The organism is Chromobacterium vaccinii (genome assembly GCF_000971335.1).
In the GTDB taxonomy this organism is placed as follows: Bacteria; Pseudomonadota; Gammaproteobacteria; order Burkholderiales; family Chromobacteriaceae; genus Chromobacterium; species Chromobacterium vaccinii.
Genome location: NZ_JZJL01000002.1, coordinates 182,456 through 193,803 on the forward strand (window position 1 = coordinate 182,456; position 11,348 = coordinate 193,803).

The window sequence follows — 11,348 nt, forward strand, 5'->3', positions numbered from 1 at the left end:
TTTTTACGCCTTGAGGAATTGCTCGCGCCCGGCCAGCCAGCGCTCCAGATGCGCCTCGGCCTCCCGCGGCCAGCGTTCCAGCAAGACCGGCGCCAGATCGCGCGCCGCCTCCAGCAGCGCCTGATCCTGCTCCAGGTCGGCAAAGCGCAGCATCGGCAAGCCGCTTTGCCGCGCGCCCAGAAACTCGCCGGGACCGCGGATCTGCAGATCCTGGCGGGCGATCTCGAAACCGTCGGTATTCTCGTAGATCACCTTCAGCCGCGCTTTGGCCAGATCGGACAAGGGGTTCTCGAACAACAGCACGCACACGCTCCTGGCGCTGCCCCGCCCTACCCGGCCGCGCAGCTGGTGCAATTGCGCGAGGCCCATGCGCTCGGCGTGCTCGATCACCATCAGGCTGGCATTGGGCACGTCGACGCCGACCTCGATCACCGTCGTCGCCACCAGCACGTCCAGCTGGCCCGCCCCGAACGCCGCCATCGCCTCGGCCTTCTCCGCCGCCTTCATCCGGCCATGCACCAGGCCGATGCGGCGGCCCGGCAAGTCCTGCAGCAGCTGCTGATGGCAATCCACCGCCGTCTGCAGTTGCAGCGCCTCGGATTCCTCGATCAGCGGGCACACCCAGTAGGCCTGATTGCCCTCGGCGCAGGTCTTCTCGACGAACTGCACCACCTCGGCGCGGCGCGGACTGCCGATCAGCTTGGTGACGATGGGGGTGCGGCCCGGCGGCAGCTCGTCTATCGCCGATACGTCCAGGTCGGCGTAGAAGCTCATCGCCAGCGTGCGCGGGATGGGCGTGGCCGACATCATCAGCTGATGGGGCTCCTCGCCCTTGTCCTGCAGCGCCAGCCGCTGGCCGACGCCGAAGCGGTGCTGCTCGTCGACGATGGCCAGCCCCAGCTTCTGGAAGGCCACGTCGTCCTGGAACAAGGCATGGGTGCCCACCGCCAGCCGGCATTGGCCGGAGGCGATCTCGTCCAGCGCTTGCTGCTTGGCCTTCTTGCGCAGGCTGCCGGACAGCCAGGACACGCCGATGCCCAGCGGCGCCAGCCAGCCGGACAGCTTCAAATAGTGCTGCTCGGCCAGGATTTCGGTCGGCGCCATCAGCGCCACCTGGTAGCCGGCCTCGATCGCCGACAGCGCCGCCAGCGCGGCGACGATGGTCTTGCCGCTGCCGACGTCGCCCTGCAGCAGCCTATGCATCGGATGCGCCTGCCGCATGTCGGCGCGGACCTCGTCCAGCACCCTGCGCTGCGCGCCGGTCAGCTGGAATGGCAGATGGGCCAGCAGTTTCTCGCTCAGGCTGCCGTCGCCGGCGATGCGCGGCGCGTGCCCGAGCCGGCGCGCGCGGTAGGCGAGGCGCATCGATAGCTGCTGCGCCAGCAATTCGTCGAATTTCAGCCGCTGCCAGGCCGGCAGCTGCGGATCGGCCAGTTGCTGCGCCGACCACTCCGGCGGCGGCAGATGCAGCAGGCGGATGGCGTCGGCGAACGGCAGCAGGGCCAGCGGCGCCATCAACGGCGCCGGCAGCAGCTCGTCCAGCCGCTGCGATTTCAGCTCGGCGTGCACCAGCTTGCGCAGCACCGGCTGGGTCAGGCCGTTGACCGTCGGGTAGACCGGGGTCAGGCTGTCGGCCAGCGGCGCGCCCTCGCGCACTTCGCGGGTCTTGGGATGGACCATCTCGTCGCCGGCGAAGCCGCGGCGGATCTCGCCCAGCGCGCGCACGCGGCTGCCCTCGACAAACTGCTTGAGCTGGCTGGGATAGAAATGGATGAAGCGCAGCAGCAGCGTGCCGCTGCCGTCCTCGATCTGCACCCTGAGCTGCTTGCGCGGCTTGTAGCTGACCTCGTGCGCGGTGACGGTACCCTCCACCAGCGCCGGCTGGCCGTAGGGCGCGTCGGCGATCGGGTACAGATGGGTTTCGTCCTCGTAGCGCAGCGGCAGGTGCAGCACCAGGTCGAAGCGGCGGCGTATGCCCAGCTTCTCCAGCTTCTTGACCAGCGCGGCCGGCGCCGCCGGCGGCTGGTTGGCGAGATCGATCGGGGAATTCATGAGTAGCGATTGTACCCAACAATGAGAAAGGCGGAAGCGGCTCGCGCCGGCTTCCATTCAGGCGGCAGGTCAGATATGGATTCGATGTGGCAGGATCCGGCCTAGCCGGGTCTCGCCAAATCAGTGGGCACGCCCGCCGCCTGACCATCGAATCCCAACCCCCCGCCCTTGCCCTGCAAGGGAGCCTCGCTATGCTCGCGGCGTGTTTTCAACACGCAAAAAGCGGAAGCGGCTCGCGCCGGCTTCCGCCTTTCGATGGACCTGGCGTCCGTCGGCTTACTGCTGGCGTTCCCACACCTGAGTGCGGAAGAACGGGCCGATGTAGCCGCGCACGCGCAGTCTCTTGCCGTCGTCCATCAGCTTGGCGCCGGAGGTGTAGATCTTGCCGGACTTCGGATCCAGGATCTGGCCGTCGGACCATTCCTCTCCGCTCTTCTTCAGGCCCCACAGGATCTGCATGCCGTTCACCGACTTGCCCTTGTTGGCGCCGTCGCACTTGTCGCACACCGCGTCCGGGTGCAGGTAGAGCTTGATCACCTTGCCGGTCAGTTCGCCGTTGGGCGCTTCGTTGATCTGCACCAGGGCCTTGGCCTGCTTGGTTTCGTCGTCAATGGTCTTCCACAGGCCGGCGGCGCTGCCGGCCAGCGCCAGTTGGCTGACCAGGCCCAGCGCGGTCGCGAGGCAGGCGGCTTTGGCGATTCGGATCATGATGTTTTTTCCTCGTCTCGTTTGTTATGAAACAACAGTTTGGAGTAGCGGCTCTAGGATGCCAATAGCGGGCAGGCCAGTCAAGCCGGGAGACGGAATCAGCAGCGCAACTCGCCCTCTCCCAAGAACCTCACCCTGCCGCCGACGGCTATCGAGCCGGCCGCATCCACATCCAGATAAAGCACGCAGGAACGCCCCATCGCCTCACCCTGCTCCACCCGCCACGACAGCGGCGCGAGACCATTCAGCGCGCACCAGCCGCCCAGGTTGGCGCAGGCGCTGCCGGTGCCGGGATCCTCCAGGACCGCGCCATCCTGTTTGAAGAACAAGCGCACGGTGGCGACGCCGCCATACTGATGCCAGACGTAGGCTACGCCGTTGCCGGGACACCCCGCCGCATGCCTGGCGAACAATGCGGGATCGGGCTTCGCGCGCAGCACCGCCTCGCGGCTGGAGAGGCCGATCAACAGCTGTTCGCTGCCGGCATCCACCCATTGCGGCGCATGCCGCACATCTCCTTCGGCCAGACCCAGCATCGCCGCGGCCTCGCCGGCGCTGCAGCCGGACCGGACCGACGCAGGCAGCGCCCGCAGCCGGAACACGCCGTCGACATGTCGGATCGGGATCAGGCCGGAGCGGGTCCGCAGCGTGAAATCATCTCCCGACTCCCCGCGCGCATGCAGCACCGCCGCGCAGCCCAGCGTAGGGTGGCCGCCGAAGAGTAGTTCGCTGCCAGGCGTGAAAATACGCAGGCTGGCGACACAATCGGCATCCCCGGGCAGCAGGAACGCGGTTTCCGACAAATTGAACTGCCGCGCGATCAGCTGCATGTCGTCATCCGACAAACCCGCGGCATCGGTGAATACCGCCAACGGATTGCCGCCGAAGCGTTGCTCGGCGAACACGTTGACGATCTGGAATCGGTAAGCGCCCATCAATCCTCCTTGTATAGGTGGCAGGCGCGATCCTGCATTTGATCCTCCACCTTGGCAAGACGAAGTTTCACGCGCTCGGCCTCCTGCAGCGGCTGGCCGCGGCGCAGGTTAGCGTCCAGCGCCGCGCGCTTGGCGTCCAGCCTGCGGCAATGCTCGCGCTCGGCCAGCCATTTCCTGCGCTGCGCGCTCCGTTCGCGCAGCTCCGCCTTGGCATCTGCCTGCCGGCTTTTGTCGCGCAGGTCCGACCACTGCCGCAATTGCTCGCGATAGCGCTTCGCCGTCTGGCCGCCATCGTTCTGCTCTATCACGCTGAACGGATGCCTATCCATTTCCACTGTCTGGCTGCCCGCCGGGCATGGCTGCTGGCCATAGACCACGCTGCCATCGACGTTCCGGCACTTGAATACTTCGGCCTGGCAGTTCATCGCTCCCAACAGCAGGCAACACAGCGCGTATCTCATATCGCTCTTCCTTCGCGGATATCGCCGCAACATGCCAAAGAGCCGACAGTTTGAACACTGGCTGCTCGGCCATCTGCCGGACAGCAAAAAGCCCCGGTTTCCCGGGGCTTCTTCATCGCGGACGCGGCGCGCTTACAGCACCAGCACCGCTTCGGCTTCCACCAGCACGCCCTTGGGCAGGCTGGCCACGCCGACGGCGGCGCGGGCCGGGAACGGCTGGCTGAAGTACTGGCCCATGATTTCGTTGAAGGTGGCGAAGTTGGACAGGTCGGTCAGGTAGGCGTTGAGCTTGACGATCTGGTCCAGGCTGCCGCCGGCGGCCTCGCACACGGCCTTCATGTTCTTGAACACCTGGTGGGTTTCGGCGGCGAAACCGCCTTCCACCACGGCCATGGTGGCCGGATCCAGCGGGATCTGGCCGGACAGGTAGACGGTGTTGCCTGCCTTGACGGCTTGCGAGTAAGCGCCGATGGCGGCCGGAGCCTTGTCGGTGTGGATAATTTCCTTAGCCATTATTCATCTCCTTCTTTGAGGAACAGGGTGAGCAAATCGTTGAGGAAGCGCTGGCCTTTCAGCGTCGGGCGCAGAATGGCGCCATCGCCGTCCAACAGGCCTTGCGCCTGGGCTTCGTCCAGCTGGCGGCGGATCAGCGCCAGCGGCAGGCCGGTGCGCTCCTGGAACAGGCGGCTCTCGAAGCCGCCGGTCAGCCGCAGCAGATTCATCATGAATTCAAACGGCAGATCGGCGCGGGCGACTTTCTGCTGGCTTTGCAGCGGATTGCCGTCCGCCACCGCCTTCAGATAAGCCGCCGGCTGCTTGTGCCGCATCTGGCGTTCGATGCCGGCGTGGCTGCTGATCTTGCCATGGGCGCCGGCGCCGATGCCGACGTAGTCGCCGAACTGCCAGTAGTTGAGGTTGTGGCGGCTGTGGCGGCCGGGTTTGGCGAAGGCGGAGGTTTCGTAGTGATCGAAACCGGCGGCTGCCAGACAGGACTCTATCGCTTCCTGCATGTCGGCCGACACCTCGTCATCCGGCAGGTTCTTCGGCGTTTGCGCCGCGAACATCGTATTCGGTTCTATCGTCAGATGGTAGGCCGACAGATGGGTGATGCCGTAGGACAGCGCGGTGTTCAGGTCGGACAGCGCTTCATCCAGCGTTTGCCCCGGCAGCGCGTACATCAGGTCCAGATTGACGTTGTCGAAGTAGGTCAGCGCGATCTCGACCGCGCGCTTGGCCTCGTCGCCGTCGTGGATGCGGCCCAGCGCCTTCAAATGCCTGGGATCGAAACTCTGGATGCCGATGGACAGCCGATTGATGCCGGCCTCGCGGTAGCCGCGGAAGCGCTCGATCTCGAAGGTGCCGGGATTGGCCTCCATCGTGATTTCAGCATCCGGATGCAGCTTCATGCGCGCGCGCACGCCGGCCAGCAAGACATCCATCGCCTGCGGGCTGAACAGGCTGGGCGTGCCGCCGCCCATGAAGATGCTGGTCAGCGGCCGGCCCCATACTTCAGGCAGGCTGAATTCCAGATCCCGCAGCAGCGCGTCGACATAGGCCATCTCGTCGAAGCCGCTCTTCGGCTCATGCGAGTTGAAGTCGCAATACGGGCACTTGCGGATGCACCACGGGAAATGGACGTACAGCGCCAGGGGCGGCAGCTCGCGCAGGCCGCCCTGTCCGCCTAGCCCGGAAAGCGATATCTTTGTCACCTGCACGTCGCGGCTCCTCGCTGTACCACTTGTACTATCTCGTCGCCGCTCGTTTGGTTTCGCGATCTCGCATCCCGGGCGTTGCGGGCAATAAACCGATTCGCCACGCTCATGCCAGCGCCTTGAGCTTGGCCATCAGCGCGGCCAACGCCTGGCCGCGGTGGCTGACGCGGTTCTTCTCGACGGCGTCCAGTTCGGCCACCGTCACGCCGTGGCTGGGCAGGAAGAAGTAAGGATCGTAGCCGAAGCCGCCGCTGCCTGTGGCCTCGTCGCGCACCTCGCCCAGCCAGATGCCGTCGGCCACCAGCGGCTGCGGATCGTCGGCGTGCCGCACCAGCACCAGCACGCAGTAGTACCAGGCGCGGCGGTTGGCCTCGCCTTGCAGCTTTTCCACCAGCAGCGCGTTGTTGCGCGCGTCGGACTTGGGCTCGCCGGCGAAACGGGCCGAGTACACGCCCGGCGCGCCGCCCAGCGCCTCTACGCAGATGCCGGAATCGTCGGCCAGCGCCGGCAGACCGGTCAGCCGGCTGGCGTGGCGCGCCTTCTCCAGCGCGTTTTCCAGGAAGGTGTGGTACGGCTCCGGGCACTCCGGCACGTCGAAATCGCGCTGCGCTCGCACCGTGACGCCCAATTCGGCGAACAGCGCGCCGAATTCCTTCAGCTTGCCGGCGTTGTTGCTGGCGAGAACCAGTTGGTCGAACATCTTTTCGCTCTTTCTATCTCGTGAATGCGGCCGAACCGGGTCGATGGCGTCCGGCCAGGCCGCCAGCTTAGCGGCTGACCTTCACTTCCGTCCACATCCGCGCCAACGCGCGGCGCTCGGCAGGCGTCAACTCGCGCAATACCGTCCATTTCTTCGCTTGCTCGGCCGTCGGATTGATCACCCGGCTGGTCTTCAGATCGGCGCGGAAATAGGGGCTGGCGGTGGCCACCGGGTTGGTCGCGCCGTTCAGATTGGTCAACTGGGCGGCATTTTCGCCTTCCAGCATGAAATTGATGAACTGGTGGGCGAGGTCCGGCCGCCTGGCGCTGGCGGTGATCGCCATGGTATCCACACCCAGCTCGTTGCCCTCGCGCTGCGGCGCGTTGCCGATATGGAACGGACGCTTGGTCAGGCGGGCATCCTCGCTGGCCTGGAAGAATTCGGTGGAATAGCCGAGCGCCACCCAGATATTGCCGACCGCCAGCTGCTTCAGATAGCTGGCATTGGAGAAGGCGGCCCAGTACGGCTTGGCCTTTTTGATCACGTCGCGCGCGGCGCGCATGTCGGCGTCGCTCGCCTGGTTCGGGTCCTTGCCCAGGTAGAACAGCGCGGCGGCGAACACCTCGCGCGAGCTGTCCAGCACCGTCACCTTGCCCTTGATCTTTCGCAGCACGGCGGGATCGAAGATCACCGACCAGCTGGAGGGATCCACGCCCAGCTGCTTCAGCTTCTCGACGTTGTAGCCGACGGAAGTCAGCGACAGCACGGTGGGGATGGTGTAGCGGTTGGCCGGATCGTAGCTTTGCGACAGATAGGCCGGCGCCACGTTTTTCAGATTCGGAATCTGGCGATGGTCCAATGGTTGCAGCAGCTTCTGCTTGGTCATCGCCTGCACGACGAAACTGGACGGAAACACCATGTCGTAGCCTTTGGCGCCGGCGGCCAGCTTGGCCAGCATTTCCTCGTTGTCGCCGTAATAGTCCTGCACCACCTTGCAGCCGCAGCGCTTCTCGAACTGCCTGACGATGTTGTCGGACAGCGAGCCGCTCCAGTTGTAGATATGCAGCACGTCATTGGGGCCGGCCCAGGCCAGGCCGGAAGACAGCGACAGGGCGAGCATCAGCTTTTGCAACTTTTTCAATTGGGATCCACCTCCAGACAGTCACGCCGGGCATGACAACCATGACAAAAGGCGGCCGGGGCCGCCTGGCGAAGACAGCCGCTCGTCGGCGGCCATCGGATGATCAGGCGCGGCGGCCCGCCAGCGTCGCCTCGTAGGCCTGGCGCAGCAGGCCGGCGTCGGCGCCGTCCAAGAGCTTGGAATCGGACAGCATCCGCCGCCAGTTGCGCGCGCCGGGCAAGCCCTGGAACAGACCCAGGATGTGGCGGGCGATGTGGCGGACATTGCTGCCGTCGCCCAGGCGCTCCGTCACATAGGGCATCATCGCCTCCACCACCGCCGCCCGCTCGGGACCGGCGGCCGCATCGCCGTAGAACAGCGCGTCCCAATCAGCCATCAGCCAGGGATTGTGGTAAGCCTCGCGGCCGACCATCACGCCGTCCACATGCTTCAGGTGCTCGGCGATCTCGGCGTTGGTCTTGACCCCGCCGTTGATCAGGATTTCCAGGTCAGGCCGCTCGCGCTTCAACCGGTAGACGTAGTCGTACTTCAGCGGCGGAATCTCGCGGTTCTCCTTCGGGCTCAGGCCTTTCAGGATGGCGTTGCGCGCGTGGACGATGAAGGTGCCGCAGCCGGCTTCGGCCACGGTGTCGACGAATTCGCGCAAGTAATCGTAATGCTCGATCTGGTCGATGCCGATGCGGTGCTTGACGGTAACGTCGATGTCGACGGCGTCGCGCATCGCCTTGACGCAATCGGACACCAGCTTGGGCTCCGCCATCAGGCAGGCGCCGAACGCCCCCTTCTGCACTCTTTCCGACGGGCAGCCGACGTTAAGGTTCACTTCGTCGTAGCCCCACTCGGCCGCCAGCTTCGCGCACTTGGCCAGCTCGGCCGGCTCGGAGCCGCCCAGTTGCAGCGCGATCGGATGTTCAGCCTCGTCGAAACGCAGATGACGGGCGACATCGCCATTCAGCAGCGCGCCGGTGGTCACCATCTCGGTATACAGCCAGGTATGGCGGGTGATCTGGCGGGCGAAGTAGCGATAGTGGCGGTCGGTCCAGTCCAGCATCGGGGCGATGGACAGGCGGCGCGGCGGCAATCTCACTGAATTTCCTTGATCGGCGCGGCTTTCAGCGCCATTGAGTTCAATCTTGTTACTGTTCATTCCGACCGATTTTCGCCTGTTGTCGTCGATATGCGCTGCGGCGAAAACCTCTCTCCAGAGACTTCGCGGCTGTCGCAATCACTGCGCGGCTTCAAATGGCTGCCGGCTCAACAACGATAACTAAGCAGTTGAAAAAACGGAGAATTATCCTCCTCCGCACGAGTATGGGTCAAGCTCCGGGCGAGATAATCTTCGGAGAAGCTGCAACGCCTTCGAAGCAGCCCAGCCGGAAACGTTGCGGACCGAGACTCAAGGAGGACGGTCCGATCCATACCAGCCCCGGGGCCTGTTCACAAACCCCGGGGCTGATGCGGCCGGAATGGCTAGGAGGACGTTTCCGCTAAAACCGCCGCGCCGGATGCGAACCGCTGCCTGGCCTCGCCATCCAGCGTGTCAGACACAAATCGCCCTCCGGTGAACCGTTCCACCACGTTCAGCCAGAAAGCGGTGGCTACCTGGTTTTCCGGCAGCTGAACAATTTCCCAAGTGCCTTGCAACATCTCGAATACTTGCTCCGCAGCGGCTCTGCCCAAACCGCCACGCCGATGGCCGCGCGCGATGAAAAATTCGCTCATCCGGTAATCGATGCCAGCGCTCATATAGGGAAAAGGCTTAGCCCCCACCAAGGCAAAGCCTATGGGCGTTTCATCCAGCCGGAACAGGAAAGGGCGGACATCCGGGTTGCTGCGGTCCAGCCAGGTCGGCAAGTAGTCAGGTACCCATTCGCCATCGGCATCCAATTGGTAGAAATCGGTGAACTCGCTCAGATCATGCAGATAAAGCGAATACATGGCCCGAAACAGAGCATGCTCTTCCTCTGCGACTGGGCGCGCTGCAAATTTTCTCATTTCCATTCCTTCTCTATCCTTTCGATCAGACCGCACCATGGGTTTCGAACCACAGCCGCAGATGGTCGCTGACAAAACGCGTGCTGGCGTCGATGTCATCGCTCATAACGCGGTCGTCGCCCAGATGGGCGACCACGGTGCGGAACTGTTTGAGCAGATCTTCTGTGACGCCGGACAGCGTCAGTTCCTGGTTCAATTCCGCGGCCTGCGCCGCCGTCATCAACTCAATGGAAAGCACGATCCGGGTATTGTCCAGAATTTCCTGCAACTTGTAGCCGGAAGTGCCGCCCATGCTGACATGGTCTTCCTGCAACTGGCAGGTGGGGATAGTGTCGGCGGAGGCCGGGAAGCAAAGGGCCTTGCTCTGGTTGACTAGGGCGGCAGACGTGTATTGCGGCACCATCATGCCGGAGTTGATGCCCGGTTCGCGTATCAGGAAGCTGGGCAGGCCGCGTTGGCCGGACAATAGTTGATAGGTGCGGCGTTCGGAAATGTTGGAAAGCTCGCTTGCGGCCACGCATAGGAAATCCATCTGCATCGCAGTGGATTCTCCATGCAGATTGCCCCCGAACAGAATTAGGTCCTCCTCGGGGAAGAACAGCGGATTGTCGGATACGCCGTTGATTTCATCTTCGATGATGCGCAGCGCGTTATCGTATACCTGAAGCACCGCGCCATGAACCTGGGGAATGCAGCGAAAGGAGTACGGATCCTGCTTCGACTGGTTGCAGGTGCTCAACTGATGATGATTGCTGCCCTGCAACAAGCTTCGCAGCCTGGCCGCCACGCGGCGGCGCTCCATATGATGCGAGGTTTCATGATAGCGGGCATGGTAAAACGTCTGCGATCCGCTAAACGCCTGGATGCTCAGAGCGGCGATCAAATCGGCTGCAGCCAGCATTTCACCCATGTCCAGCAGACACTCGGAAGCGATGGCATTGATGTACTGCACGCCATTGGTCAGCGCGAGACCTTCTTTTGCCTTCAAGTGGAGCGGCGTCCAGTCGTAACGGTCCATCGCCGCGCGCGCCGGGACGACCTTCCCGTCCATATATACCTGCCCCAGGCCCAGCAACGGCAAGGACATATGGGCAAGCGGCGCAAGATCGCCACTGGCGCCGACTGTCCCCTTCTTGGGAATCGCGGGGATGACGCCATGATTCCAGTAGTCGATCAGGCGTTGCACGGTCTGCAAGGAAACCCCGGTATGGCCGGAGCGGAAAGTCAGTAGCTTGATCAACAGCACCAACCGGGAACAGCGTTCGGAAACCGGCTCGCCTACGCCGCACGCATGCGAAACGATGTGATTGTATTGCAGCGCTTCCACCTGCTCCGGTTTGACCCGGGTTTCGCACAGCGATCCGAATCCGGTATTGACCCCGTAAATGTATTCATCATGGCGGGCCCGGCGCTGAACGAACTCGGCGCCGGCCTCGATGCGGCTGGCGACTTCCGGGGAAAGCTCGAGCCGCTGCCTCTGCTCGACGATGTCGCGCAGCTGGATCAGGGTGTAGCGGTCAAGCGACAGGATGTGGTTTTCCATTGATATATCCCTTTAAATTTAATAACACATATTTCATATGACAATTAAAAGTCACTACAGCCCCGGGGAAAAACGACCTGGTGACACGAATATCAGCTGAC

11 protein-coding genes are annotated in these 11,348 nt (G+C 63.7%); all 11 read right to left on the minus strand.

From position 1 onward, the window contains the following. Nucleotides 1–3: 3 nt before the first annotated feature. The 11 genes from recG to hutH all read right to left on the minus strand — a co-directional run bounded on the left by recG (nt 4) and on the right by hutH (nt 11,247). On the minus strand, nt 4–2,052 hold the full coding sequence (gene recG, locus VL52_RS01840) for an ATP-dependent DNA helicase RecG (protein WP_046155448.1): 2,049 nt from the start codon (nt 2,050–2,052) through the stop codon (nt 4–6). A gap of 276 nt (nt 2,053–2,328) precedes the next feature. Beyond that, a complete protein-coding gene (locus VL52_RS01845) occupies nt 2,329–2,760 on the minus strand; it encodes a DUF2147 domain-containing protein (RefSeq protein ID WP_046155449.1) in 432 nt (143 codons plus the stop codon). Nucleotides 2,761–2,858: 98 nt separating this feature from the next. Next, entirely contained in the window at nt 2,859–3,695 is an 837-nt protein-coding gene (locus VL52_RS01850; protein WP_046155450.1) for a PhzF family phenazine biosynthesis protein, read from the minus strand. Beyond that, on the minus strand, nt 3,695–4,156 hold the full coding sequence (locus VL52_RS01855) for a DUF4124 domain-containing protein (RefSeq protein WP_046155451.1): 462 nt from the start codon (nt 4,154–4,156) through the stop codon (nt 3,695–3,697). The genes VL52_RS01850 and VL52_RS01855 overlap by 1 nt, the downstream gene beginning before the upstream one ends. A gap of 132 nt (nt 4,157–4,288) precedes the next feature. Then, nucleotides 4,289–4,669 (minus strand): RidA family protein, encoded by a 381-nt coding sequence (locus tag VL52_RS01860; RefSeq protein WP_046155452.1) that lies wholly within the window; start codon nt 4,667–4,669, stop codon nt 4,289–4,291. After that, the gene (gene hemW / locus VL52_RS01865; RefSeq protein WP_046155453.1) at nt 4,669–5,871 is read right to left on the minus strand and encodes a radical SAM family heme chaperone HemW; all 1,203 of its coding nucleotides are present in this window, start codon (nt 5,869–5,871) and stop codon (nt 4,669–4,671) included. Before hemW ends, VL52_RS01860 begins: the two co-directional genes overlap by 1 nt. Nucleotides 5,872–5,974: 103 nt before the next feature. Then, the gene (rdgB, locus tag VL52_RS01870; RefSeq protein WP_046155454.1) at nt 5,975–6,568 is read right to left on the minus strand and encodes an RdgB/HAM1 family non-canonical purine NTP pyrophosphatase; all 594 of its coding nucleotides are present in this window, start codon (nt 6,566–6,568) and stop codon (nt 5,975–5,977) included. Between the two features lie 67 nt (nt 6,569–6,635). After that, nucleotides 6,636–7,709, minus strand: coding sequence for an ABC transporter substrate-binding protein (locus VL52_RS01875; protein ID WP_082113581.1), 1,074 nt, complete (start codon nt 7,707–7,709; stop codon nt 6,636–6,638). A 103-nt stretch (nt 7,710–7,812) separates the two neighbouring features. Further along, entirely contained in the window at nt 7,813–8,760 is a 948-nt protein-coding gene (dusA, locus tag VL52_RS01880; protein WP_499679383.1) for a tRNA dihydrouridine(20/20a) synthase DusA, read from the minus strand. A 419-nt stretch (nt 8,761–9,179) separates the two neighbouring features. Then, the gene (locus tag VL52_RS01885) at nt 9,180–9,704 is read right to left on the minus strand and encodes a GNAT family N-acetyltransferase (protein WP_046155474.1); all 525 of its coding nucleotides are present in this window, start codon (nt 9,702–9,704) and stop codon (nt 9,180–9,182) included. 25 nt (nt 9,705–9,729) lie between these two features. Beyond that, nucleotides 9,730–11,247 carry a histidine ammonia-lyase gene (hutH, locus tag VL52_RS01890; RefSeq protein ID WP_046155457.1) on the minus strand — a complete coding sequence of 506 codons (1,518 nt, stop codon included), beginning with the start codon at nt 11,245–11,247 and terminating at the stop codon, nt 9,730–9,732. Nucleotides 11,248–11,348 lie beyond the last annotated feature (101 nt).